This window comes from Micromonospora sp. WMMA1923 (genome assembly GCF_049179195.1).
In the GTDB taxonomy this organism is placed as follows: domain Bacteria; phylum Actinomycetota; class Actinomycetes; order Mycobacteriales; family Micromonosporaceae; genus Micromonospora; species Micromonospora yangpuensis.
On the sequence record NZ_JBMHLZ010000001.1, the window covers coordinates 2,513,619 to 2,537,350 of the forward strand.

26 protein-coding genes and 1 riboswitch are annotated in these 23,732 nt (G+C 71.4%); of the genes, 6 read left to right on the forward strand and 20 right to left on the reverse strand.

The annotated features are described in order from the left end of the window. Positions 1-24: 24 nt before the first annotated feature. Positions 25-804, reverse strand: coding sequence for a lysophospholipid acyltransferase family protein (locus ACN28G_RS11240; RefSeq protein WP_421479065.1), 780 nt, complete (start codon positions 802-804; stop codon positions 25-27). Positions 805-992: 188 nt separating this feature from the next. Here ACN28G_RS11240 and ACN28G_RS11245 point away from each other — a divergent pair, with 188 nt between their 5' ends. Genes ACN28G_RS11245 through ACN28G_RS11255 form a run of 3 tightly spaced genes read left to right on the forward strand, consistent with a single transcriptional unit; the run spans position 993 to position 3,925 of the window. Further along, positions 993-2,408: a cytochrome ubiquinol oxidase subunit I gene (locus tag ACN28G_RS11245; protein WP_421479066.1), complete on the forward strand. Its 1,416-nt coding sequence runs from the start codon at positions 993-995 to the stop codon at positions 2,406-2,408. 15 nt (positions 2,409-2,423) lie between these two features. Then, positions 2,424-3,422 carry a cytochrome d ubiquinol oxidase subunit II gene (gene cydB, locus ACN28G_RS11250; protein WP_421479067.1) on the forward strand — a complete coding sequence of 333 codons (999 nt, stop codon included), beginning with the start codon at positions 2,424-2,426 and terminating at the stop codon, positions 3,420-3,422. Between the two features lie 38 nt (positions 3,423-3,460). After that, positions 3,461-3,925, forward strand: coding sequence for an OsmC family protein (locus ACN28G_RS11255; RefSeq protein WP_421479068.1), 465 nt, complete (start codon positions 3,461-3,463; stop codon positions 3,923-3,925). A gap of 49 nt (positions 3,926-3,974) precedes the next feature. Here the strand turns inward: ACN28G_RS11255 and ACN28G_RS11260 are convergent, their stop codons facing one another. Next, positions 3,975-4,679, reverse strand: coding sequence for a hypothetical protein (locus ACN28G_RS11260; protein ID WP_421479069.1), 705 nt, complete (start codon positions 4,677-4,679; stop codon positions 3,975-3,977). Between the two features lie 120 nt (positions 4,680-4,799). Here ACN28G_RS11260 and ACN28G_RS11265 point away from each other — a divergent pair, with 120 nt between their 5' ends. Beyond that, on the forward strand, positions 4,800-5,528 hold the full coding sequence (locus ACN28G_RS11265; RefSeq protein WP_421479070.1) for an SDR family oxidoreductase: 729 nt from the start codon (positions 4,800-4,802) through the stop codon (positions 5,526-5,528). A 539-nt stretch (positions 5,529-6,067) separates the two neighbouring features. Beyond that, positions 6,068-7,066 (forward strand): tyrosine-type recombinase/integrase, encoded by a 999-nt coding sequence (locus ACN28G_RS11270; RefSeq protein ID WP_091438417.1) that lies wholly within the window; start codon positions 6,068-6,070, stop codon positions 7,064-7,066. A gap of 140 nt (positions 7,067-7,206) precedes the next feature. On the opposite strand, the gene ACN28G_RS11275 is transcribed toward ACN28G_RS11270, so the two are convergent. The 3 genes from ACN28G_RS11275 to ACN28G_RS11285 all read right to left on the reverse strand — a co-directional run bounded on the left by ACN28G_RS11275 (position 7,207) and on the right by ACN28G_RS11285 (position 9,807). Continuing rightward, positions 7,207-7,986 carry an endonuclease/exonuclease/phosphatase family protein gene (locus ACN28G_RS11275; protein ID WP_091438419.1) on the reverse strand — a complete coding sequence of 260 codons (780 nt, stop codon included), beginning with the start codon at positions 7,984-7,986 and terminating at the stop codon, positions 7,207-7,209. 126 nt (positions 7,987-8,112) lie between these two features. Next, on the reverse strand, positions 8,113-8,616 hold the full coding sequence (gene def, locus ACN28G_RS11280; RefSeq protein WP_421479071.1) for a peptide deformylase: 504 nt from the start codon (positions 8,614-8,616) through the stop codon (positions 8,113-8,115). Positions 8,617-8,649: 33 nt separating this feature from the next. Continuing rightward, entirely contained in the window at positions 8,650-9,807 is a 1,158-nt protein-coding gene (locus ACN28G_RS11285; protein ID WP_421479072.1) for a chorismate-binding protein, read from the reverse strand. A 168-nt stretch (positions 9,808-9,975) separates the two neighbouring features. Between ACN28G_RS11285 and ACN28G_RS11290 the strand changes: the two genes are divergently transcribed. Next, positions 9,976-10,176 (forward strand): DUF5999 family protein, encoded by a 201-nt coding sequence (locus ACN28G_RS11290; protein ID WP_091438428.1) that lies wholly within the window; start codon positions 9,976-9,978, stop codon positions 10,174-10,176. A 101-nt stretch (positions 10,177-10,277) separates the two neighbouring features. Here ACN28G_RS11290 and gcvP read toward each other — a convergent pair whose 3' ends face one another. The 15 genes from gcvP to ACN28G_RS11365 all read right to left on the reverse strand — a co-directional run bounded on the left by gcvP (position 10,278) and on the right by ACN28G_RS11365 (position 23,723). Then, a complete protein-coding gene (gene gcvP, locus ACN28G_RS11295; protein ID WP_421479073.1) occupies positions 10,278-13,124 on the reverse strand; it encodes an aminomethyl-transferring glycine dehydrogenase in 2,847 nt (948 codons plus the stop codon). 84 nt (positions 13,125-13,208) lie between these two features. After that, positions 13,209-13,305, reverse strand: a riboswitch (glycine riboswitch). 64 nt (positions 13,306-13,369) lie between these two features. Beyond that, on the reverse strand, positions 13,370-14,236 hold the full coding sequence (locus ACN28G_RS11300) for an NAD-dependent protein deacetylase (protein ID WP_421479074.1): 867 nt from the start codon (positions 14,234-14,236) through the stop codon (positions 13,370-13,372). A 66-nt stretch (positions 14,237-14,302) separates the two neighbouring features. Next, a complete protein-coding gene (locus ACN28G_RS11305) occupies positions 14,303-14,992 on the reverse strand; it encodes a DivIVA domain-containing protein (RefSeq protein WP_091438435.1) in 690 nt (229 codons plus the stop codon). Next, entirely contained in the window at positions 14,989-16,164 is a 1,176-nt protein-coding gene (locus tag ACN28G_RS11310; RefSeq protein ID WP_091438438.1) for a globin domain-containing protein, read from the reverse strand. The genes ACN28G_RS11305 and ACN28G_RS11310 overlap by 4 nt, the downstream gene beginning before the upstream one ends. A 3-nt stretch (positions 16,165-16,167) precedes the next feature. Beyond that, complete coding sequence (locus ACN28G_RS11315; RefSeq protein ID WP_091438441.1) at positions 16,168-16,566, reverse strand: group I truncated hemoglobin; 399 nt, start codon at positions 16,564-16,566, stop codon at positions 16,168-16,170. A gap of 324 nt (positions 16,567-16,890) precedes the next feature. Continuing rightward, positions 16,891-17,478 (reverse strand): MerR family transcriptional regulator, encoded by a 588-nt coding sequence (locus tag ACN28G_RS11320; RefSeq protein ID WP_175440550.1) that lies wholly within the window; start codon positions 17,476-17,478, stop codon positions 16,891-16,893. A 191-nt stretch (positions 17,479-17,669) separates the two neighbouring features. Then, positions 17,670-18,134, reverse strand: coding sequence for a bifunctional nuclease family protein (locus ACN28G_RS11325; RefSeq protein WP_091438447.1), 465 nt, complete (start codon positions 18,132-18,134; stop codon positions 17,670-17,672). Between the two features lie 178 nt (positions 18,135-18,312). Continuing rightward, the gene (locus ACN28G_RS11330; RefSeq protein WP_421479075.1) at positions 18,313-19,017 is read right to left on the reverse strand and encodes a MerR family transcriptional regulator; all 705 of its coding nucleotides are present in this window, start codon (positions 19,015-19,017) and stop codon (positions 18,313-18,315) included. A gap of 50 nt (positions 19,018-19,067) precedes the next feature. Next, on the reverse strand, positions 19,068-19,520 hold the full coding sequence (gene odhI / locus ACN28G_RS11335) for an oxoglutarate dehydrogenase inhibitor Odhl (RefSeq protein WP_007071101.1): 453 nt from the start codon (positions 19,518-19,520) through the stop codon (positions 19,068-19,070). A gap of 216 nt (positions 19,521-19,736) precedes the next feature. After that, positions 19,737-20,117 carry a glycine cleavage system protein GcvH gene (gcvH, locus tag ACN28G_RS11340; RefSeq protein ID WP_421479076.1) on the reverse strand — a complete coding sequence of 127 codons (381 nt, stop codon included), beginning with the start codon at positions 20,115-20,117 and terminating at the stop codon, positions 19,737-19,739. A 53-nt stretch (positions 20,118-20,170) separates the two neighbouring features. Next, the gene (locus tag ACN28G_RS11345; RefSeq protein WP_421479077.1) at positions 20,171-21,115 is read right to left on the reverse strand and encodes a DUF881 domain-containing protein; all 945 of its coding nucleotides are present in this window, start codon (positions 21,113-21,115) and stop codon (positions 20,171-20,173) included. A 9-nt stretch (positions 21,116-21,124) separates the two neighbouring features. Then, on the reverse strand, positions 21,125-21,457 hold the full coding sequence (locus ACN28G_RS11350; RefSeq protein WP_091438458.1) for a small basic family protein: 333 nt from the start codon (positions 21,455-21,457) through the stop codon (positions 21,125-21,127). Next, positions 21,454-22,392, reverse strand: coding sequence for a DUF881 domain-containing protein (locus ACN28G_RS11355; protein WP_091438461.1), 939 nt, complete (start codon positions 22,390-22,392; stop codon positions 21,454-21,456). Before ACN28G_RS11355 ends, ACN28G_RS11350 begins: the two co-directional genes overlap by 4 nt. Continuing rightward, positions 22,389-22,967: a CDP-alcohol phosphatidyltransferase family protein gene (locus ACN28G_RS11360; protein WP_229688376.1), complete on the reverse strand. Its 579-nt coding sequence runs from the start codon at positions 22,965-22,967 to the stop codon at positions 22,389-22,391. Before ACN28G_RS11360 ends, ACN28G_RS11355 begins: the two co-directional genes overlap by 4 nt. Positions 22,968-23,258: 291 nt before the next feature. Continuing rightward, positions 23,259-23,723 (reverse strand): MarR family transcriptional regulator, encoded by a 465-nt coding sequence (locus ACN28G_RS11365; RefSeq protein WP_091446489.1) that lies wholly within the window; start codon positions 23,721-23,723, stop codon positions 23,259-23,261. Positions 23,724-23,732: the final 9 nt, after the last annotated feature.

Sequence of the window (23,732 nt, forward strand, 5' to 3'; positions counted from 1 at the left end):
GGTCTCCTCGGTTCTCTGTGTGGTTCAGCGGGCGCGCGGACGGTACCGGTGGGTGCGGCTGGTGTCGACCGGCCGGCTGGGATCGACGTGCCGCGGGCCCTCGGGCTCGTCGCGGCGCAACGGCACCAGCGCGTCGGTGATCGCGTCGATGATCCGGTCGGTGGCGCGCCGGGCCGCGCCGGGGGAGTCGGCGGGCAGGTCCGCCAGCGCCACCGCGGGCCCGAAGTGCACCCGGATCACCGGCCGGCGCCACAGCGCCCGGGTGATGCCCCGCAGCACCGCCCCGGCGGTGGTGCGGTAGGGCAGCACCTCGTGGGAGCCCCACTGGGCGACCGGCACCACCGGCGCGCCGCTGGCCAGGGCGAGCCGGGCGGTGCCGGTCTTGCCGCGTTCGGGCCACAGGTGCGGGTCCAGGCCGATGCGCCCCTCCGGGTAGACCAGCACCGCCGAGTCGCTGGCCGCCTCGGCGGCGGCCACCAGGGCCCGGCTGACCGCGGCGGTGCCCCGGTCGACCCGGATGTGTCCGGCGTGGCGCATCGCCGCGCCCAGCAGGGGAGCGCGGAACAGCCCGCCGGTGGCCATGAACCGGGGGGCGACCCCCCGGGCGCGGCAGGCCGCGGCCAGCACGATCGGGTCGAACGGGTTGATGTGGTTGGCGGCCAGGATCAGCGGCCCCCGCCGCCACGACTCGGGTACGTCGCCGGTGACCCGCAGCCGGGCGAGCAGGGCCACGACGCAGCGGGCGAGCAGCAGCGCGGCCCGCCACAGCAGGGGCGGGCGCCAGGGGGAGCGCGGGGTGTCCATCAGCGCTCGATGCTGCCATGTCGAGGCACGCGGTGGGCTCGGCCGGTCGTCCGACGTTCACCGGCGCCGGCCGTAGGTGATCAAGGTCATTGGTCCCGGTCGGGTTCGGGACCTCCGCCCCTGCCCAGACTTCTACGACGGCAGGTAGTATTTACTACGTCCTGTAGTAAGCAGACCTGGGGGTCCTGGTGGACGCGTTGGACGTCGCCCGCTGGCAGTTCGGTGTCACCACCGTCTACCACTTTCTCTTCGTACCACTGACCATCGGACTCTCCGTCCTGGTCGCCATCCTGCAGACCCTCTGGCACCGCACCGGCAACGAAAAATACCTCAAACTCACCAAGTTCTACGGCAAACTCTTCCTCATCAACTTCGCCATGGGCGTCGTCACCGGCATCGTGCAGGAATTCCAGTTCGGCATGAACTGGAGCGACTACTCCCGCTTCGTCGGCGACATCTTCGGCGCCCCCCTGGCCATCGAAGCCCTCGTCGCCTTCTTCCTCGAATCCACCTTCATCGGCCTGTGGATCTTCGGCTGGGACCGGCTACCCCGACGCCTGCACCTGGCCAGCATCTGGGCCGCCGCCATCGGCAGCAACCTCAGCGCCTACTTCATCCTCGCCGCCAACTCCTGGATGCAGAACCCCGTCGGCTACCGCATCAACCCCGACACCGGCCGCGCCGAACTCACCGACTTCGTCGCCGTCCTGACCAACAAGGTCGCCCTCATCACCTTCCCCCACACCATCGCCGGCAGCTTCCTCGTCGCCGGCAGCCTGCTCGTCGCCGTCGCCGTCTGGCACCTGGTGCGCCGCCCGGACAACCCCGACACCCCGGCCTACCGCTTCGCCGCCAAGATGGGCGCCCTGGTCGCCCTGGTCTCCACCGCCGGGCTCCTGGTCACCGGCGACATCCAGAGCAAGATCATGACCGAGGTGCAGCCCATGAAGATGGCCGCCGCCGAAGGCCTCTACACCACCGAAAGCCCCGCCGCCTTCTCCGTACTCACCGTCGGCAGCCTCGACGGCAGCCGGGAGGTCTTCGCCCTGAAGATCCCCCACCTGCTCTCCTTCCTCAGCACCGGGGACCCCGACGGCACCGTCCACGGCATCAACGACCTCCAGGCCCAGTACGCCGCCCAGTACGGCCCCGGCAACTACGCCCCGATCATCCCCGTCGCCTACTGGAGCTTCCGCTTCATGATCGGGTTCGGGCTCGCCGCCGCCGCCATCGCCCTCTGGGTGCTCTGGGCCCAGCGCCGAGGCCGCACCCCACGCAGCCGGTGGCTGCTGCGCGCCGCCGTGATCATGCCGATCCTGCCCCTGCTGGCCAACTCCTTCGGCTGGATCTTCACCGAGATGGGCCGTCAACCCTGGATCGTCTTCGGGGAGATGCTCACCCGCGACGGGGTATCCCGCAGCGTCAGCCTCGCCGAGGTCCTCACCAGCTTCGCCGCCTTCACCCTCATCTACGCCACCCTCGCCGTCATCGAGGTCAAGCTCCTGCTCCGCTACGCCAGAGCCGGCGTACCCGAGATCACCGAACCACCCGACACCCACGACACCGACGACGACACCGACCGCCCCCTCGCCTTCGCCTACTGACCCCGGAGCCCCACCGTGGACCTCACCACCGTCTGGTTTCTCCTCATCGCCGTACTCTTCACCGGCTACTTCATCCTCGAAGGCTTCGACTTCGGCGTCGGCATGCTGCTGCCCGTCCTCGGCCGCGACGACCGCGAACGCCGAGTCATGATCAACACCATCGGGCCCGTCTGGGACGGCAACGAGGTCTGGCTCATCACCGCCGCCGGCGCCATGTTCGCCGCCTTCCCCGAGTGGTACGCCACCCTCTTCTCCGGCTTCTACCTACCCCTACTCCTCATCCTGCTCGCCCTCATCGCCCGCGGCGTCGCCTTCGAATACCGCCACAAACGCCCCGAAGCCACCTGGAAACACCGCTGGGACACCGCCATCGTGGTCGGCTCCCTCATCCCCGCGATCCTCTGGGGAATCACCTTCGCCAACATCCTGCGCGGCGTACCCCTGGACGCCGACCACGAATACATCGGCGGCCTGCTCGACCTGCTGAACCCCTACGCCCTACTCGGCGGCACCACCACCGCCGCCCTCTTCCTCACCCACGGCGCCGTCTTCATCGCCCTCAAAACCGTCGGCGACATCCGCCACCGCGCCCGCCGACTCGCCACCCGGCTCGCCATCGGCACCGCCGGACTCACCATCACCTTCCTCACCTGGACCCTCACCATCCGCTCCAGCACCACCGCCGTCATCCTCGCCGTGGCCGCCACCCTCGCCCTACTCGCCGGACTCGCCGCCGCCCACGCCCACCGCGAAGGCCGGGCCTTCACCGGCACCGCCCTGGCCATCGGCCTCACCGTCGCCACCCTCTTCGCCGCACTCTTCCCCAACGTACTGCCCTCCACCGCCGACCCCACCGGCACCCTCACCGCCACCAACGCCGCCTCCACCGGCTACACCCTGACGATCATGACCTGGGTCGCCGTCCTGTTCACCCCGATCGTCCTGGCCTACCAGGGCTGGACCTACTGGGTCTTCCGCAAACGCATCGGCGTCGCCCACATCCCACCCCACTGACCCCGCCAGGCGTCGACACCCACCGCTAGCCTTCGCCCATGAACCACACCTACCAGACCACCGTCACCTGGACCGGAAACCTCGGCACCGGCACCAACGGCTACCGCACCTACCGCCGCGACCACGACATCACCACCGACGGCCGCCCACCCATCCCCGGCAGCTCCGACCCCACCTTCCGCGGCGACCCCACCCGCTGGAACCCCGAACAACTCCTCCTCGCCGCCCTCTCCCAATGCCACATGCTCGCCTACCTGCACCTCTGCGCCGACAACGGCATCATCGTCACCCACTACACCGACCACGCCACCGGCACCATGACCACCGACCGCACCGGAAACGGCCACTTCACCGAGGCCACCCTCCACCCCCACGTCACCATCACCCACACCACCGACACCACCACCGCCACCGCCCTGCACGACGAAGCCCACCGCCTCTGCTTCATCGCCAACTCCGTCAACTTCCCCGTCCACCACCAACCCACCACCCACACCACCTGACACGACGAAGCCCGGGACAACACGCCCCGGGCCCCGCCACACCCTCAACTCAACCCGCCTCGCGCAACTCCGCCAACCGGGCCTCGATCTCGGCCAACTCCGCCCGCAACTTCTCCGCCTGCTGCTCGGCCTCCGACCGCTCCGCCGACAGAATCTGCTCCACCGCCTCCTGCACCCCCGGCACATCCACCAACGCCACCATCCGCAACGCCTCCGCCGGCTTCACCACGTACGGCTTCGCCAACGACTTGCTGCCCTGCTGCGCCGCCACCGTCCACTCACCATCGGCATACGCCAACGTCACCGTCAGCCCCGTCGGCGCCTTCGCCTTCACCGCCTTCACCGGCCGACGCGCCGGCTTCGCCGCCTCCACCACCGGCGACTGCGGCTCCTCCCGCCGCTGCCGGGGCGGCTGCTGATCCAACACGAACTCCGGCTCGACCACCGCAGCCACCACCGCCTCCGCCTCCGGTTCAGCCTCGGCCTCCGCCTTCGGCTCCGCCACCCGACGCCCCGCACCCCGCGGCACCACCGCCACGTCGGCAGGGGAGAAGGGCAACTCGTCCCGCCCGAAGCGCACCACCACGAACTCGTCCGACACCGCCGGATCGGTCAACTCCACCACCTGGCCCACCTGACCGGCGATCTGACCCGCCGACGCGGTGAACACCACCTTCGGCTTCCGCCCCGCCGCCAACGCCTCCCGGATGCCCTGCACCTCGTCAGTGGACAAACCCTGGCCCGCAGCACCCATCAGCAACCTCTTCCGTACACCTGTCTGAACCCTGCCTTGATACCAGCCCATCGCGACACCGGACCCGGCGGGACCACCACGCGCTACATTGGCCTCCCACCACACCGCAGGAGCACAACCGTGGCACCCGTCACCGTCATCACCGGCGGCAGCCGAGGCATCGGCGCCGCCACCGCCCGCCGACTCGCCCACCAGGGCCACGACATCGCCTTCTGCTACCGCCGCGACCACCACTCCGCCCGACAGGTCCTGGCCGACATCCACGCCACCGGCCGACGCGGCATCGCCCTGGCCGTCGACACCACCGACCCCGACCAGGTCACCGGCCTCTTCGACGCCGCCGCCGACCTCGGCGACCTCACCGGCCTGGTCAACAACGCCGGCGTCACCAGCCCCATCGGCCCCTTCACCGACCTGCGCGTCGACGACCTGCGCACCGTCGTCGAGGTCAACCTCGTCGGCTACGTCCTCTGCGCCCAACAGGCCGCCCGCCGCATGAACACCGGCGGTGCCGTCGTCAACGTCTCCTCCGCCGCCGCCACCCTCGGCGGCCCGGGGGAGTACATCCACTACGCCGCCGTCAAAGCCGCCACCGACACCCTCACCATCGGCCTCGCCAAGGAACTCGCCCCCCGCGGCATCCGAGTCAACGCCGTCGCCCCCGGCATCATCCGCACCGACATCCACGCCGTCTCCGGCATGCCCGACCGCCCCGAGCGCGCCGCCGACCGCATCCCGCTGGGCCGCGCCGGCGACGCCACCGAGGTCGCCGGCGCCATCGCCTTCCTGCTCGGCCCGGACGCCTCATACACCACCGGCACCGTGCTGCGCGTCGCCGGCGGCCTGTGACCCGCGCCGGTCGCATCGGCCATCTGCTCGACGGTTGCTCGGTGAGCCGACCCGGACACCATCGAGCCAGGTTCGATAATGCACATTATGTAAAGTTGAGCGGAAAAGGCATCCCCCGGGCCGGGGTTCGCCGGTCCTCACGAATCCCGACCACCGGCGGAGACGACAGACCTCCGGGTGCCGTCCGAACCCGAGGCTTCGTCGGCCGCTCGCACCACGCCAGCGGCCGACGCCGGGCGCGGCAGCCACGACGTCCGTCAGCACGCCAGCGGGACCACCGGGTGCGGCCGGGCTTCGGCGCGGACGTCTGACATGGTCGGCCGTGGGCCACCGCGCCGCAGTCGCGCCCCGCGCTGGCGGGCACCCCGCCGCGCCTCAGACCGTCACGTCCGACCGAGGAGCGCGTGCCACCAGCACCGGCCGGCCCTCCGGCAGGGTCGATCACGCTCGACGGGATCGACTCCGACCCCTGCAACGGCGGGGCCGGTCCCCTGTCGACGGTCTCCCCTTCCACATAAGAATCATGCATAATATCCCTTATGCATGAAGAACGGGATGAATCGGTGGAGCGGCTCATCGAGGAGTTCCTGACCGCCCGGGCCACCCGTAAGCCCTCCCCCCACACCCTGCAGGCCTACCGGCGGGATCTACGTACCGTGGCCGCCCTGGCCGGCGCGCAGGCCGAGCCCGCCGTCGCTCTCGACCAGGTCGTGATCACCGACCTCTCCCCCCGCCTGCTGCGGGCGGCGTTCGCCCGGTTCGCCACTCCCCGGGCGGCGGCGTCGGTGCACCGCGCCTGGTCCAGTTGGAACGCGTTCTTCACGTTCCTGGTCGCTGAGGGCGTCGTGGCCGGTAATCCGATGCCGGCGGTGGGGCGGCCGAAGGCCCCGCTCCCCCAGCCGAAACCGTTACGCGGTGAGGACACCCCCGAGCAGTTGCTGGCGTCGGTGGCGCGCCAGGACGGTCGGCAGCGGGACCCCTGGCCGGAACGGGACGTGGCGGTGCTCGCGTTGGCGCTCTGTGCGGGGTTGCGGTTGGCGGAGTTGTTGGCGTTGCGGGTGGCCTCGGTGACCGGGCGGGACGGTGAGCGGCGGGTGCAGGTGGCCGGCAAGGGTGGTCGGCCCCGGGTGGTGCCGGTCGAGCCGGAGTTGGATCGGTTGGTGGTGGCGTACCTGCAGAGCCGGGCCCGACGCTTCGGGGCCCGTAGTGTCCGTCCGGACTCGCCGTTGCTTGTCGACCGGCGGGGTGCGGCGTTGCGTCGGGGTGGTCTGCAGTATCTGGTGGACTCCTGTTACCGGCGGGCGGGCATCGGTGACCGGGTGCCGGCGGGGGCGCGGTTGCACGCGTTGCGGCACACCTTCGCTACCCGGTTGGCCGAGGACGGGGCGAGCGCGGCGGAGATCATGCGGTTGTTGGGGCATGCGTCGTTGGCGTCGTCGCAGACGTATATCGAGGTCACCGCGGGCCAGCAGCGGGCGGCGGTGCGGTCGAATCGGACGCACCGGGTGTTGTCGGGGTTGTTGGCGGTCGGGGCGTGACGGGGTTCAGGGCTGCGTGCGGGCGCAGGGTGTCCTCGGCGGGGCTGCCGGTGGCTTCGGTGCGGACGTGGTGCCGTCGTTGCCGCTGCGGGAGGGGGCGGGGCTGGCGGGTCGGGTGGTATGTGGAGGGTTGACGGTGGTCAGCCGAGGTCGACGACGAGGGGGCGGTGGTCGGAGATGGTCGAGGGTGGGGTGGTGGTGTGGGTGACCGGTGGGAGGCGGTGGCGGCCGTGGGGGTCGGCGAGGATGTGGTCGAGTTGGACGCGGGGTAGGTGTGCGGGGTAGGTGGGGTGGCGGGCCAGGGGGTGCCAGCCGGTGACGAGGTGGGCGGGGCCGGCGGGGAGGTTGAGGTCGCCGAGCAGGATGCGGGGGGCGGGTAGGGCGCGCAGGGCGCGGACGACCTGGCGGAGTTGGTGGATGTTCCAGCCGGGGACGAAGGACAGGTGGGTGGCGGCGACGGTGATGCGGCCGTGGGGGGTGTCGAGGACGGCGGCGAGGACGACGCGGGGTTCGTCGCGCAGGAGGACGGGTCCGCCGCCGGGGCCGGGTAGGTAGACCGGGGAGCGTACGGGGGCGGGGCGTAGTCGGGTGATGTGCCAGCTGTGGACGGGGTGGCGGGTGACGAGGCCGACGCCGTAGCAGGGTTCGCCGTGTCCGTCGTCGTCGTGGCGTAGGGGGCGGAAGTGGGCGCCGGGGGTGCCGACGAGGGCGGCGGCGAAGCGGTGGTGGTCGGCGTCGAGGGCGTGGGCGGCGACGGTGGTGAGGTCGAGGTGGCCGCTGCGGTGTTGGTCGCGGTCGACTTCCTGGAGGGCGAGGATGTCGGCGTCGAGGGCGGTGACGGCGGCGGTGAGGCGGTCGGGGTCGACGAGGCCGTCGGTGGCGGATCGGCCGTGCAGGACGTTGAAGGTGGCCAGGCGCACGTGTGCACCTTACGTGGCGGTGGGAGGGTGTCGGGATGTTCAGGTTGGTGTGCTGTTCGGTGCTGGTGTTCGTGGCGGTGGCGGGGGTGGGTGTGTGGTTGCGGTCGTGGCGTGGGCGGTGAGGGGTCAGCGGGGGCGGGAGTGGTAGCGGCCGGCGCGGATTTCGCGTAGGGCGCGGCGTCGGGTGTCGCCGTGGAGGGTGTCGACGTAGAGCCGGCCGCGGAGGTGGTCGGTTTCGTGTTGGAGGGCGCGGGCGAGGAAGCCGTTGCCGGTGATGGTGACGGGTTGGCCGTGTTGGTCGAGGCCGTGGGCGGTGGCGTGGCGGGCGCGGCGGGTCGGGAAGTACAGGCCGGGGATGGACAGGCAGCCTTCGTCGTCGTCTTCGGTGTCGTCGGAGAGGTCGAGGGTGGGGTTGACGAGGTGGCCGCGGTGGCCGTCGGCGTCGTAGACGAAGACCTGGGCGCTGATGCCGATCTGGGGTGCGGCGACGCCGGCGCGGCCGGGGGCGCCGAGCAGGGTGTCCATGAGGTCGGTGACGAGGTTGCGGAGTTCGGTGTCGAAGGTGGTGATTTGTTCGGCGGGGGTGCGTAGGACGGGGTCGCCGATGGTTCGGATGGCGCGCATGGTCATGTCTGGGAGGGTATCGCCGGCGTGGTGGTGGGGTCAGGCGGTGGTGAGGGTGGCGCGTAGGGGTGCGGCTTTGGCGGCGGCTTCGGCGACTTCGGCGGTGGGGTCGCTGTGCCAGGTGATGCCGCCGCCGGCCCAGAGGTGGAGGCGGTGGGTGTCGGCGGCGGCGGTGCGGATGGTGAGGCCGAGGTCGAGGTGGCCGGGGGTGATCCAGCCGAGGGCGCCCATGCTGGCGCCGCGGCCGACGGGTTCGAGGGTGGCGATCTGGTGGAGGGCGGCGTGTTTGGGTGCGCCGGTGACGGATCCGCCGGGGCAGATGGCGCGGAGGAGGTCGGCGAGGCCGAGGCCGTCGGCGAGGGTGGCGGAGATGGTGGATTCGGCTTGCCAGAGGTTGCACCAGCGGCGGATGGCGTAGAGGTCGTCGACGGTGACGGTGCCGGTGCGGGCGACGCGGGCGAGGTCGTTGCGTTCGAGGTCGACGATCATGATGTGTTCGGCGCGTTCTTTGGTGGAGGTGAGGAGGTCGTGGCGGCCGGTGGGGGTGGCGGGTCGGGTGCCTTTGATGGGTCGGGTGGTGAGGCGGGTGCCGGTGATTTCGATGAGGGTTTCCGGGGAGGCGCAGCCGAGGGCCCAGCCGGGGCCGGTGAGGGTGCCGCCGTAGCGGGCGCCGGGTAGGGCGCCGAGGCGGGTGAGGGCGGGTAGGGGGTCGCCGGTGTAGGGGGCGCTGGCGTGGCCGACGAGGTTGGTCTGGTAGACGGTGCCGTGGCTGATGGCGGTGCGGACGGTGTCGATGGCGTGGGCGTGGGTGGTGGGGGTCCAGCTGGGTGTCCAGTCGCCGAGGGTCCAGGGGCGGCGGGTGGTGGGGTTGGTGGGTGGGGTGGGGGTGTCGGTGTGGTGGTAGACGATGGCGACGATGTCGGGTAGTGCGGGTATGGGGGTGGGTGCGCCGGTGGGTGCGTGGGCGAGGTGGGCGCCGGCGGCGGCGGAGACGTAGAGGGCGGCGCCGCAGGTGCGGCGGGTGTGGTGGTGGGTGGTGGTGGGGCGGGTGAGGTCGTGTAGGGGTAGGTCGTGGGCGGCGAGGAAGGTTTCGAGGTCTCCGGCGGGGTTGCCGCCGTCGTGTAGGTGCCATTGCCAGCGGGTGTGTTCGGTGAGCCGGTGGCGGCAGTTCACCGGTGCGGCGGGGACGTCAATCAATCGCTGTGGGAGCGTTTCCACGCCAGTCGGCCCGACCTTCCTCGTCCGTTCAGTGGATTTCGGTGGCGCCACGGCGGAAGCCGGTCGATACGGCGCGCGGGGGCTTGGTACTGTGCGTCACTGGTCATGTGAACCATGACACAGTGCCCCCACAGTCCGGAGAACCCGATGTGCCAGCACCAAACCACCTGCCCCTCCGCTGACGCCACCGACCGGGAGGCCGCGCGGGTCATCGCCTGTTTTCCCGAGCAGGGCTGGAGTCTGCTCTGCAACGGCGTCATTCTCTTCGAGGACACCGGCGAGTTGTTGCCTGACGGCAGTTCCATCGCCCCGCACCGTGGCCCGGCCCGACATGCTCTGGTCGCCTGACCGGTCACTGTCGGTGATCGTGGTGTGACGTGGTCCGTTTCGGTCGTGCTCCCCGCCCGGGGCGGCCCGACGGATCGTGGTGTCCTGCGGCGCAGCGTACGTCAGTCCTCGTAGGCCTGGGGTGACGGGCAGGAGCAGACGAGGTTCCGGTCACCGTAGGCGCCGTCGATGCGGCGTACCGGTGGCCAGTACTTGTTCTTGGGGTCCACGCCGTCGGGGTAGGCGCCGACGGACCGTGGGTAGGGGTGTGGCCAGTGGTCGGCGGTGACCATGGCGGCGGTGTGGGGGGCGTTGCGTAGGGGGTTGTCCTGGGCTGGCCATCCGCCGGTGGCGACCTGGTCGATTTCGGCGCGGATGGCGATCATGGCGTCGCAGAAGCGGTCCAGTTCGCCGAGGTTTTCGCTTTCGGTGGGTTCGACCATGAGGGTGCCGGCGACCGGGAACGACATGGTGGGGGCGTGGAAGCCGTAGTCCATGAGGCGTTTGGCCACGTCGTCGACGGTGATTCCGGTGGTTTTGGTCAGCGGCCGCAGGTCCAGGACGCATTCGTGGGCGACCAGGCCCTTGTTGCCGGTGTAGAGCACCGGGTAGTGGGCGCGTAGGCGGGTGGCGACGTAGTTGGCGGCCAGGACGGCCACGGCGGTGGCGCGGGTCAGGCCGGTGGGGCCCATCATCCGCAGGTACGCCCACGGGATGGGCAGGATGCCCGCTGATCCGTGCCGGGCCGCGGAGATCGCCGGCCGGTCGGTGCCGTGGTCGCCGGTGGGGTCGCCGGGTAGGTACGGGGCGAGGTGGGCGCGTACGGCGACGGGTCCGACGCCGGGTCCGCCGCCGCCGTGTGGGATGCAGAAGGTCTTGTGCAGGTTGAGGTGGGACACGTCGGCGCCGAAGTGGCCCGGTCGGGCGTAGCCGAGTAGGGCGTTGAGGTTGGCGCCGTCGACGTAGACCTGTCCGCCGGCGTCGTGGACCTTGGCGCAGAGGGCGGCGATGCCGGGTTCGTACACGCCGTGGGTGGACGGGTAGGTGACCATGATCGCGGCGAGGGCGTCCCGGTGGGTGTCGATCTTGGTGTCGAGGTCGGTCAGGTCGACGTTGCCGTCGGTGTCGCAGCCGACCACGACCACCCGCATGCCGGCCATCACCGCCGACGCGGCGTTGGTGCCGTGGGCCGACGACGGGATGAGGCACACGTCGCGGTGGCCGTGGCCGCGTTGGACGTGGTAGGCGCGGATGGCCAGTAGGCCGGCCAACTCCCCCTGGGAGCCGGCGTTGGGTTGCACGCTTACCGCGTCGTAGCCGGTGACCTCGGCCAGCCAGCCTTCCAGTTGGGCGATGAGCCGCTGGTAGCCGGTGGTCTGGTGGGCCGGCGCGAAGGGGTGCACGTCGGCGAACGCGGGCCAGCTGATCGGTTCCATCTCGGTGGTGGCGTTGAGTTTCATGGTGCACGAGCCCAGCGGGATCATGCCGCGGTCCAGGGCGAAGTCGAGGTCGGCCAGTCGGCGCAGGTAGCGCAGCATGGCCGTCTCGCTGTGGTGGGCGCCGAAGACGGGGTGGGTGAGGAAGTCGCTGGTGCGTAGCAGCGTCGCCGGCAGGGCGGTGGGTGGGGCGTCGGGAAGGTCGGCGACACCGGTGGTGCCGGTGGTGTCGGCGAAGGCCCGCCACACCTGACGCAGGTGCGCGTCGGTGGTGGTCTCGTCGCAGGCGATCCCGACGTGGTCGGCGTCGACCAGCCGCAGGTTGACGCCGTGGTCGGCGGCGGCGGTGACCACGGCCTCGGCCCGCCCGGGTACCCGGGCCAGTACGGTGTCGAAGAACTCGTGGTGGACGACGTGGACGCCGTCGAGGGCACGTAGGCCGGCGGCCAGGCGGGTGGCCGTGGTGTGGGTGTGCCGGGCGATGGCCCGTAGGCCGTCCGGGCCGTGGTAGACGGCGTACATGCCGGCGACCACGGCCAGCAGCACCTGTGCGGTGCAGATGTTGCTGGTGGCCTTCTCCCGTCGGATGTGCTGTTCGCGGGTCTGCAACGCCAGCCGGTAGGCAGGGTCACCGGCGGCGTCGCGGGACAGGCCGACCAGCCGGCCGGGCAGCATCCGTTCCAGGCCGGCGCGGACCGCCAGGTAGCCGGCGTGTGGTCCGCCGAATCCCATCGGCACGCCGAAGCGTTGGGTGGTGCCAGCGGCGATGTCCGCGCCGATCTCACCCGGGGGGCGCAGCAGCGTCAACGCCAGCAGGTCGGCGGCCACGCACACCAGTGCGCCGCCGGTGTGGGCGGCGTCGACCAGCTTCTGGTGGTCGCGGACCGCGCCGCTTGCTCCCGGGTACTGCAGGTGCAGGCCGAAGTAGTCCGCCGGCAGGGCCTCGGTGTCGAGGTCGAGCACGCGTACCTGGATGCCCAGGGGGGCGGCGCGGCTGGTGATGACGGCGATGGTCTGCGGCAGGGTGTCGGCGTCGACGACGTACACCGGGCTGCGGTTGGTCGAGGCCCGCCGGGCCAGGGTCATCGCCTCGGCCGCGGCGGTGCCCTCGTCGAGCATGGAGGCGTTGGCGGTGGTCAGGCCGGTCAGGTCGGCGACCATGGTCTGGAAGTTCAGCAGTGCCTCCAGCCGGCCCTGGCTGATCTCCGGCTGGTAGGGGGTGTAGGCGGTGTACCAGGCGGGGTTCTCCAGCACGTTGCGGCGGATCACCGCCGGGGTGTGGGTGCCGTGGTAGCCCAGGCCGATCATCGACACCGCGACGGTGTTGTCGGCGGCCAGGGCCCGTAGTTCGGCGGTGGCCTCGGCTTCGCTGGCCGCGGGGGGCAGGTCGAGTTGGCCGTGCCAGCGGATGGTCTCGGGGATGGCGGCGTCCATCAGGTCATCGACGGTGGCGTAGCCGACGGCTTCCAGCATGCGGGCTTCGGCGTCGGGGTCGGGGCCGATGTGCCGGTCGGCGAACTGCTCTACGGACATGGGTTGCGCTCCCAGCGGGTGAGGTCGACACGTCGGCCTCCCCCTGAGTCACACCGCCGCGGGCTGCGCTGGTGTTCCACAGTGCCTGCCCACGAGGTCCTTTTGCCTGAGAGGTTCCGGGGAGGATATGCCCCTTCGGCGCCGCCGGTGTTTCTCGGGCGGTCTCTCCCCCGTGGGTGGTACCGGCATGGTCAACGCTACCAGCGCCGTGGTGGCCGGTGCCGGTGCTCCCCCACCGCCGGCTGTCACACGGTTGCGGGGGTGGGTGCCGGGTCGGCGGCGACGCCGGTGGTGAGCCGGTCGGTCAGGGCCGGCAGGACGGTGCCCAGCGGGGCGTTCAGGATGTGCCGGGCGTATCGGTCGCCGCGGGTCGGCCCCTGGTTGACGATCACCACCGGAATGTCCTGTTTCGCGGCCTGGATGACGAATCGGCGGCCGGAGAGCACCGTCAACGACGAGCCGAGCACCAGCACGGCGTGGGCCCGCTCGACCAGGGCCGTGCAGTGGGCCACCCGGGCCGGTGGCACGGTCTCGCCGAAGAACACCACGTCCGGTTTGAGTGGCCCGCTGCCGCAGTCCGCGCAGTCGACGGTGCGGAACGTGGCCACCTGTTCGTCGGGGAGATCCACGTCACCGTCGGGGTTGACCGCCGCGTCGGCGGCGGTGAAGCCGGGGTTGGCCGCGAGTAGCCGCCGGTGCAGCTGGGCGCGGCTGCCCCGCCGGCCGCAGGCCAGGCAGACCACCTGGTCGAGGCGGCCGTGCAGCTCCACCACCGGGTCGCTGCCGGCGGCGGTGTGCAGGCCGTCGACGTTCTGGGTGAGCACCACCGGGACCAGGCCGGCGTGTTGCAGCCGGGCCACCGCCCGGTGTCCGGCGTTCGGCCTGGCCCGGGTCATCAGGTGCCAACCCAGGTGGCTGCGCGCCCAGTAGCGTTGTCGGGCCGCGGGGTCACCGCGGAACGTCTGGTACGTCATCGGGGTGTGCCGCCGGGCCACCGCGCCGGGTCCCCGGTAGTCGGGGATGCCGGAGTCGGTGGACAGGCCCGCGCCGCTGAGCACCACCACCTCACCGGCTGCCAGCAGCCGGATCACCGCCTCGAAGGTCCGTTCCACCCGTCCATGGTGCCTCACGCACCGTCGGCGGTACCCCGGTCACCACGGGCGGTGACCGGGGTGGGTTCACCGTTGCTGGTGGCGCGGCAGGGCCGGCGGGGTCGTCGTGCCCACCGACGCCACCGGCGTCGACTGCTGGTGCAGCCGGTCCATCGTGCGGGCCAGCTGCTGGCTGCCGTCGTCGAGGTGGCGTGCCGCGGCCTGCATGTGCGACATCATCATCTCGCCGAAGATCCGCAGCGCCTCCCGGGTGGCCACCTGGTCGTCGAAGCCCGCCCCGGCCGAGCTGCGGTACTCCTGCACCGCCCGCTGCGCCTCGGCCTTGGCCTCCTCGGCGGCGGCCTGCAGGTACGCCTCGTACTGGGTGCGGGCGTACTCGGCGACCCGGCGGGCGTAGTCGTGGGCCTGGGCGATGATCTGCTCGGCCTCGCGTTGGGCCGCCGAGAGCAGGTTGACCTCCTTGGCCGCCGGTGGTTTCGCCGCGCCCGCGCTGGGGATCACCCCGTGCCGGTGCAGCTCGACGTGGTCGTTGAGGCGTTCGTTCTCGGCGCGCAGGTTCGCGATCTGCGTGGACAGCAGGTCCAGTTCGTCGGCCACCTGCATGCGGAAGCGGTCCACGTCGGTGTGGTCGTAGCCGCGTCGGGTGAACGACGCCGAGCCGAACTCCCACCGGCGTACCCGGTCGGAGGTCATCCGTACCTGCACGCCACCGGACACCTGCACCCCGTCGTAGCTGCCGATTGGGGTCGCACTCACCGCGCACCTCCGGAACTGTCGGGGACGGAGCCTGCCTGCGCGATCCGCCACGTCGGGCCGTACCACTGGGTGCCGAGGCCTTCGTGGTGGACCTGGGATTCGTGGTAGCCCGCCCGGGTCAACGTCGACACCGCGTGCGACACCATCGCGTCGGCGCCGCAGACGAACACCTGCCGGGACCGCCAGTCGGCGTCGGCCAGGGCCCGGTCCACCGCGTGGGTGAACTCACCCGGGCGGCGGGCGTCGGCGGCCACCACCTGGGTGACCGACAGCCACGGGCAGGACGCCGCCAACTTGTCGATGCCGTCGGCGTCGTAGAACTCGCTGGCCGAGCGGGCGCCCACGTACAACGCCACCTGCCGGCCGGTGTCCTCGGCCGCGACCTGTTCCACCAGGGCTTTCACCGGCGCCCATCCGGTGCCGGCGGCCAGCAGCAGCAGGTCCGACGAGCCGGCCGACCACAGGGTCAGGCGCTGCCCCACCGGTGCGGCCAGGTGCAGCTGGTCGCCCACGGCGCAGCCGTACACCAGTCGCGACGACACCGCACCGCCGGGTGCGGCCCGGACGTGGAACTCCAGGGTGCCGTCGGCGCGGGGGGCGTTGGCCGGTGAGTAGTACCGCCACGACCGCACCGCCGGATGTGACACTCCGACCGACTGGCCCGCCGCGAACGGCAGCAGGTACTGCGGGCGGACGGTCAGCACCGCCACGTCGAAGGCCCGCCGCTCGTGGGCGACGATCTCGGCCACCCACCATGGTGGGGTCTGCGCCTCGGCCGCCTGCGCCGCCTCGGTCATCACCTTGGCGATCAGGGTGTACGCCGCGGACCAGTCCCGGGCCAGGTCCTCGGTCCACCGCTCGGCCAGGAAGTGCCGCAGCGTGGCCAGCAGCGCCTCACCGACGGCCGGGTAGTGCTCGGCGCGTACCGCGAACTTGCGGTGGTCGGCGCCCAGTTCCCGCAGGAAACCGACCAGGTGGTCGACCTGGTCGACGTGGGACACGATGTGCCCCAACGCGCCGACCAGACGATCGCGTTGCCCGGCCATGTTGGTCGGGAACATCTGCCGGGTTTCGGGGTGGGCCAGGAACAACGTCGAGTAGAAGTACAACGGAACCTGGTCGCCGTGGGCGGCGACCAGGTTCCAACTCTGTTTGAGTGCCGCCGGGTCCACCGCTCAGACGCCCGGTCGGGTCCCGGTGGCCACCACCTGGTCCTGTACCTGGGCCAGCACGTCCGCCACGTACGCCAGCGTGTCCGCCGGCACGCCCAGCTGCGTCAGCGTCGCCGTCAGGTGCCCGCCGACGGTGGCGTACTGCGCCTCGGTGATGCCCAGCGGCTGGTGGGCCTGGGCCAGGTCACGGCCGGTGTACTCGTTGGGTCCGCCGAGCACCACCGTCAGCATCGCCGCCAGGTGTCGCCGCTGACCGGTCATGTTCACGTCGGTGAAGTATCCGGCCACCTCGGGGTCGGCCAGCACCCGGTCGTAGAACAGGTCCACGGCGGCCTTGACCGAGGCGGCGCCGCCGATGCGTTCGTAGTGCGACGTGGGGGTGGTCTCTTCGGTAACCGTCACGGTGGTTCCTTCCGGAGGAGGGGATCCTGCCCGGTCCACCCGTCGCCGTCGACGAACGGGCCACAGCGGACCGTCGTCGGACCATAGCGTGTCGATCCTTTCCGGCCATCGCCGCCCTATCGGGTTCCCGACAGCATCCTCACCCTCGGTGATTGTGGCTGCTCAGGGAGGCCTGCCGCGGGTGAGACATCATCCACTGCGGATGGACCAGATGGGCAGAAGTCACCGGCGGCCAGCGGCGCGAACCGCGGCGCGGGCCGGTCCCGCCGGCCGGACCCGACGTGGCCGGCGACCATGACCGACGGTCACCGCCGCCGGTGGTGTCTAGCCCGCTCGACGTCGGGCCCGGCGCGCGGCCAGCTCGTCACCGGCCGGCTGCGACACCACCGGCTCCGGATCACCGGTCGCGGCGGGCTCCGCCGGCAGGTGCGACAACGAGCCCTGGATCTCCTTGAACGCCCCGCCGATGGCGATGCCGAAGACTCCCTGGCCGCCCTGCAGCAGGTCGACGACCTCCTCGGTCGAGCGGCACTCGTACACCGTCGTGCCGTCGGAGATCAACGTGATCCCGGCCAGGTCGGCCACCCCACGCGAGCGCAGGGCCTCGATCGCCTTGCGGATGTTCTGCAGGGACACCCCCGCGTCCAGCAGCCGTTTCACGACCTTCAACACCACCAGGTCGCGGAACGAGTACAGCCGGGACGTTCCCGAGCCGGAGGCGTCGCGCACACTCGGCACCACCAACGCCGTACGCGCCCAGTAGTCCAACTGCCGGTAGCTGATGCCCACCGCGTGACACGCCGTCACACCCCGGTAGCCCACCGAACCGTCACCGTCAGCCAGCCCGTCCACCGGCACCACACCCGGGGCCCCTTGCGGACCACCCGGATCGGAATCATGCGGCTCATGCATCCGGCCACCCTCCCCGCCAGTGCGGTGACACGCCGTTTCCACGCACGCGCACCCCTCGACACGGCAACCCTATAGCGACCTTGAAGAGTTACCGTGGAGAAACCGGCGCGACACGCCGCGCAGCGACACTCCCCGGTCGCCGACAGACGACCGGACCCCCGCGCCGGGGGCCGGTCGGACCGGGAGCGGACTCAACCCGCGAAGTCCTCCGGACTCACCTGCTCCAGGAACTCGCGGAACTTCTCCACCTCGTCCTCCTGCTCGTCCGGGATGACGATCCCCGCCTCGCTGAGGACCTGCTCGGCACAACGAATCGGCGCCCCCACCCGCAACGCCAACGCGATCGAGTCACTGGGCCGCGCGGACACCCGCACCCCGTCACCCAGCAGCAGATCCGCGTAGAAGACGCTCTCCTTCAGCTCGGTGATCTCCACCGCCCGCAACGGCGCCTCCAGCGCCGCCAACACGTCCCGCAGCAGGTCGTGCGTCAACGGCCGTGCCGGCTTGACGCCCTGCTGCTCGTAGGCGATCGCGGTGGCCTCGACCGCACCGATCCAGATCGGCAGATAACGGTCGCCCTCGACCTCCCTGAGCAGGACGATCGGCTGGTTGCTGGGCAGCTCCACCCGAACTCCGACCACGCTCAGCTCGCGCACCGCCGCCTCCGTGTCGTTGTCACCTACGCCCGCCCCGCCCTTCGCCTGAACGGTACACGGGCCGCGAACCGGCCGGGCAACGCGCCGCCACCGCCGCCCGCCGCATCGGCGAAGGGTTACCCCGGCAAGCCTACGACACGCGTGCCGGGACAGATCACCGCGCACGAGCCGACGGCACTCAGCGGCCCAACGTCGACCGTAACCCCACCCGCACCAACGCCGCGTGCAACTGCTGCGACAACGTCACCAGCTCACGGGCCGTCTCCGCCGCCCGCGCCCGCGCCGCCGGATCGCTCTGGCGCGCCAACGGCGCCACCAGCTGGGCGAACAACCCGACCTCCCGGTCCGCGGCCGTACGGTACCCGCGCAGGTGACGCGGCTGGATGCCGTACTCGGCCAGCCCCGCCACCGCCCGGGCGATGATCAACGCGTCGCCGTCGTACCAGCCCGGCGGATCGGACACCAGCACCCCGAGCCGCTCCAACTCGCCCAACGTCGACTCGTTGATCCCACTACGCGCGACCAGGTCCACCCGACCCATCCGCACCTGCGACGACTCCGCCGGCGCCTCGACGGCCGGCCGACCCGGCACCGCACCGTCCGGGCCCACCGCCACCAACGTCGGGCGCGGCGGACCCGGACCGTCGGCCGAGGCGTCCCACTGCGTCAACTGCTCACGGATCACCCGCAACGGCAGGTACTGGTCGCGCTGCGCGGTCAACACGAACCGCAGCCGCGCCACATCGTCCCAGCTGTACTTGCGGTAACCCGAAGCCGTCCGTTCCGGCTCCACCAGCCCCTCGGCCTCCAGGAACCGCAACTTCGAGATGGTGATGTCCGGGAACTCCACCCGCAGCTGGGCCAGCACCTCGCCGATGCTCATCAGCGGGTGTGACCGGGCCGCTCCCGGCGCAATGGAAGCCGCAGGCTCGTTCACCCCCGGCCGGCCTCCTCCTCCGGACGCGGACCGGCGATGAACACCACCCGGAACTTGCCGATCTGCACCTCGTCACCATTGCTCAACGTCGCTGCCTCCACCCGCTCGCGATTGACGTACGTGCCGTTCAGGCTACCCACGTCCCGCACCGTGAACGTGCCACCGTCGCGGTGGAACTCCGCGTGCCGCCGCGACACCGTCACGTCGTCGAGGAAGATGTCGCTGTCGGGGTGCCGACCGCTGGTCGTCACGTCGTGGTCGAGCAGGAACCGGGCGCCGGCGTTCGGACCGCGCCGTACCACCAGCAACGCCATTCCCGGCGGCAACGAACCGGACATCCGGCTCGGCACCACATCGGTGTCCGGGCCCTCCAGCACTTCGTCGAGCGAGCCGAGATTGAGCGTCGAAGTGACGTCGAGTGGGGGGAACTCGTCGTCTGGCCGCGTCATGGGACCACCTCACGGATCTTGATCGGTCGGCGTCGGGTGGTGGCGGGTCTGGCCGCCGGGCAGTCACACACCCGGCGGCTGGCTCCCCGTGCCAGGGAAGGCAATTCCACAACGCTCAACTATTGGGTTCTCGGTCGACTGGGCGAGCCTAGCCAGCGCCGAAATGCAGGGCAACCGGACGCGCGGAGACAAGCCCCACCACGACCGGCCGGCAACTCAGTTCTCCGTAAGCTCGCGGTAGGCGTGAGCGGTCAGCAGGGTCCGCACCACCGCCGGATCGTCACACGCGATCTCCACCAGCCAACCCGCACCGTACGGATCGGTGTTGATCACCTCAGGGGTGTCGGCCAACGCGACGTTGCGCGCCGTCACCCTACCGCCCACCGGCGCGTAGATCTCCGACACGCTCTTGGTCGACTCGATCTCACCCAGCGACTCACCGGCGGCGACCACCGCGCCCTCGTCGGGCAGCTGGACGTACACGATGTCCCCAAGGGCATCCTGCGCGAAATGGGTGATACCGATCCGCACCGTCCCGGCGTCATCACCAGCCACCCACTCGTGCTCGGCGGTGTAACGCAGCTGTTCAGGAATCACCAGACGCGTCCTCATCCATCAGTGCACCGGTCACCCGGCGCCAGCCGCGCCGGTCAGGTGACCGGACGGGCGTGCTCCAGCTCGATCGGATCGTGCAGCGCCGACACCTCGACAACCTCACGCTCCTCGACGATCACGTTACCGCCGGCCCGCTCCACCGCCGAGACCACCCCGCCGGGAATCCGCAACGCCGTGCGCATCGTGTCCGGATCACCGATCACCAGGATCGTCAACGGCCCCGACAACCGCCGGCCGTCCACCACCAGACCACCACCGGAGGCATCGAGGAAGTACGTGGAGGCGATCACCCGCACCCCGGCGCCACCGGCACCGGAGATCTGCATCGCCTCGGCCCCGGCGCCCCGAAGCTCCTGCACCGCGTCCAGGATCCGAAACGCCTCCACCGGGCCGGCCACCGACTCGAACCGCACCGACAACCCCGGGCCCTTCGCCGGTAACGTACCCGCCAGGATCCCCAGCTCGTCGGCGCGCCGCCGGGCCTCCTCCAACGCCGCCTGCCTGCCCTCCACGCCCGAGGTCAACTGCCGTTGGCTGTCCTCCAACGCGGCGATGTCCTGCCGCAGCCGGCTCTCCCGCTGGTCCAGGTCCGACAGGATCCGCACCAGGTCCTCCTGCCGGGCCGCCGACAACGACGGATCCGTCGAGGTCGTCTTCAACTGCACCACCAGGGTGAAGCCCAGCAACGCCAGCAGCACCGCGATCACCACCCCGGCCGAGGACAACCGCCGCGACGGCGCCACCGGCGGCGGCAGCACCACCGTCGTGGCCGCGCTGTCGTCGGTGGCCGGCGGTGGCTCGGCCGGCCGCGGCGGATCGGCCGGCTCGGCCTCCGGCCGCGGCGCCGGCTCGCGCGGCGCCAACGGACTCAGCTCGTCCGGGTCCTCGGAGTCCGGCCGGGGATCCGCCGGCGTGGCCGGCGCCGGCCACGCCGGCGGCACCGGCCAACCCGTGCCCGTCTCGGTGTGTTCCTCGCTCACGCCACCAACCTACGCCCGGAACAGGTGCCGGCGGATCGCCGCCACGTTGCCGAAGATCCGCACCCCCAGCACGACCACCACACCGGTGGACAACTGCCCACCCACCCCCAACTGGTCACCCAGGTACACGATCAGTCCCGCGACCAGCACGTTGGAGATGAACGAGATCACGAACTGCTTGTCGTCGAAGATCCGGTCCAGTTTCGCCCGGACCCCACCGAACACCGCGTCCAACGCCGCGACCACGGCGATCGGCAGATACGGCTGCAACGCCGACGGAACGGTGGGATCGAGATACACCCCGAGCACCACACCGGCGAGCAACGCCAACACCGCGATCACCGGCCACCTCCACTGGGGCTGGGAGACGTCCGCGCATCGGACGACTCAGGACTGGTTCGCTCATCCGCCGCCGTCGGCGACGGACCCGGACTCACCGGCGGACGGGCGTAGCGTAGCCGCGGCTCGGCGGCGGCCGGCAGGGTCAGCTCCCGCGCCGTGCGCACCCCGAACGAGATGCCCGTGGTGTCGGCCACCCGGCGCATCAACGCCGCCGTGGTGCTGTCCTCGAAACGCTGCCGCAGGTCCCGCCCGCCGATCGCCGACACCTCGTAGGGCCCCGTCACCGGCCGGAAGTCCACCAGGATCGCGTCACCGGCCGACCGGATCGTCGAGGTGGCCGTCAACCGCTGACCGTTGATCGCCACCGCCTCGGCGCCCACCCCCCACAGGCCGTTGGCGACCCGCTGCAGGTCGCTGTAGATCACCCGGTCCGGACCGTTGGCGCCGTCGCCGCCGGTGACGGCGTTCGGGTTCTCCGGCGGGTCGGCCAACCGGACCACCACCCCGTCACCGCGTACCCGGCCCACCCCGGTGCCCGCCTCCAGCTCCCGCAGCCGCGCCGCGTCGGAGCCGCTCAACGCCAACCCCCGCAGCCGGGTGACCTCGTCGCGCAACTCGTCGGCACGCGTGGTCAACTCGTCGGACTGCTGCTGCCGCTGGTTGATCTGCTCCACCAACCCGGCCCGGGCCTGGCTGCGCCCCGGCTCCTCGGCCACGGTCTGGCGGTAGGCCACCGCGAACAGGAACCCCAACGCCACCAGCACCACCACGCTGACCAGCCGCGCCGACCAGCCGACACCGCCGGTGGGCCGCGGCCGGGCCGCCGCCTCGGCGTAACCCGGATCCAGCGGGTTACGGAACAACTCGGTCAGGAAATCCGGCACGTACACGCGTTCGGTGGCGGGTTCCCGGTCCTCACCGGCCGGCCCGGTCACGACCGGCCCGCCGACCGGGCCCGCACCAGACGCCCCGCCTGCACCACGTACAACGCCCCGGCCACCCAATACAGCACCAGCCCCCACCAGGCAAGCGACCAACCGGCCGCCGCCGCCACGGTGGCCGTGCCCGGCACCGCCGCGGCCAGCAGCAACAGCGGAAACGCCGCGAGCAGCAGGAACGTGGCGGACTTACCCACGTAGTGCACCGGCGGCGGACCGTACCCGTGGCGACGCAGCACCGTCAGCGACCCCAACAGCAGCAGCTCCCGGGCCAGCAGCGCCACGGTGAACTGCCACGGCACCACCTCCCGCACGGTGAACGCCAGCAGGGTGGCCAGGATGTACAGCCGGTCGGCGAACGGGTCGAGCAACTCCCCCAGCCGGCTGACCTGACCCAGCCGCCGCGCCGCCCAGCCGTCCACCCAGTCGGTGGTGCCGCCCACGGCCAACACCACGATCGCGGCCACATCCGCCTCGACGACCAGGAAGAGGTACAGGAACAGGGGCACCCCGAGCAGCCGTACGAAACTGATCACATTGGGCACGGTCAACACCCGACCCGCCGGGCCCAGCTGCCCGGATTCGGCGGTCGGTCGATGCTCCGCCCGAGCGGGCCAACGCGACACCGTGCCTCCCCCCGCGGGCGTGCGCGCCTCGCCCGCGGACAGCGGACACGCGATCGCACGTGCGTGACGCCGCGCCCACCGTGCCTGCCGGCCCCGGGCGGCACCTGCGCCTGAATGCGGCCCACGATCGGTCGATCGCGGGCCGGTGACTTGCGCTGCCACTATAACGGGCGTTGTCGCACCCCCCGGCCGGTGACGGTGACGGTCACCGCGGGTGACAGCACTCAACAGCGAAGGTCAGGCCGTGCGGGCGGTGTTCTCCGGCGCGGCCGCGGGCACCTCGACGGCCTGACCGAAGGCCAGCAACGCCAGCAGCAGCTCGTGCTGGGCCCGCCCCGGCATCCGGTCCAACACCGCCTGCACCGCCCGGTGCCGCCGCTGTTTGACCTCACCCAACAACGTCTCGGCCGCCGCGGTGGGCACCAACCGGACCTCGCGGCGGTCCCGGGGATCGGCCACCCGCCGCACCAGCCCGGTGGCCTCCAACCGGTCACAGAGCCGACTGGCCGAGGACGGCACCACGTCGAGCAGCTCCGCCAGGCGGTTGACGTTCAACTCCGGCCGGGTGCTGATCAACGCCAACACCCGCAGCTGCGTCGGTGAGACGGTCAGGTCGTGCCGGGTCACCGCCGACTCCAGCACACCGACCAACGCCTCGGCTGCCGCCTCGATCGCCACGGCAAGGTTCGGAGGTCGCTCCACCCGGTGTCC

Excerpts from the sequence above, each read along its gene's own strand:
- ACN28G_RS11240 (WP_421479065.1), bottom strand. The coding sequence starts at position 804 with ATGGACACCCCGCGCTCCCCCTGGCGCCCGCCCCTGCTGTGGCGGGCC.
- ACN28G_RS11255 (WP_421479068.1), top strand. The coding sequence starts at position 3,461 with ATGAACCACACCTACCAGACCACCGTCACCTGGACCGGAAACCTCGGC.
- ACN28G_RS11260 (WP_421479069.1), bottom strand. The coding sequence starts at position 4,679 with ATGGGTGCTGCGGGCCAGGGTTTGTCCACTGACGAGGTGCAGGGCATC.
- ACN28G_RS11270 (WP_091438417.1), top strand. The coding sequence starts at position 6,068 with ATGCATGAAGAACGGGATGAATCGGTGGAGCGGCTCATCGAGGAGTTC.
- def (WP_421479071.1), bottom strand. The coding sequence starts at position 8,616 with ATGACCATGCGCGCCATCCGAACCATCGGCGACCCCGTCCTACGCACC.
- ACN28G_RS11290 (WP_091438428.1), top strand. The coding sequence starts at position 9,976 with ATGTGCCAGCACCAAACCACCTGCCCCTCCGCTGACGCCACCGACCGG.
- gcvP (WP_421479073.1), bottom strand. The coding sequence starts at position 13,124 with ATGTCCGTAGAGCAGTTCGCCGACCGGCACATCGGCCCCGACCCCGAC.
- ACN28G_RS11320 (WP_175440550.1), bottom strand. The coding sequence starts at position 17,478 with ATGCATGAGCCGCATGATTCCGATCCGGGTGGTCCGCAAGGGGCCCCG.
- ACN28G_RS11330 (WP_421479075.1), bottom strand. The coding sequence starts at position 19,017 with ATGAGCATCGGCGAGGTGCTGGCCCAGCTGCGGGTGGAGTTCCCGGAC.
- odhI (WP_007071101.1), bottom strand. The coding sequence starts at position 19,520 with ATGACGCGGCCAGACGACGAGTTCCCCCCACTCGACGTCACTTCGACG.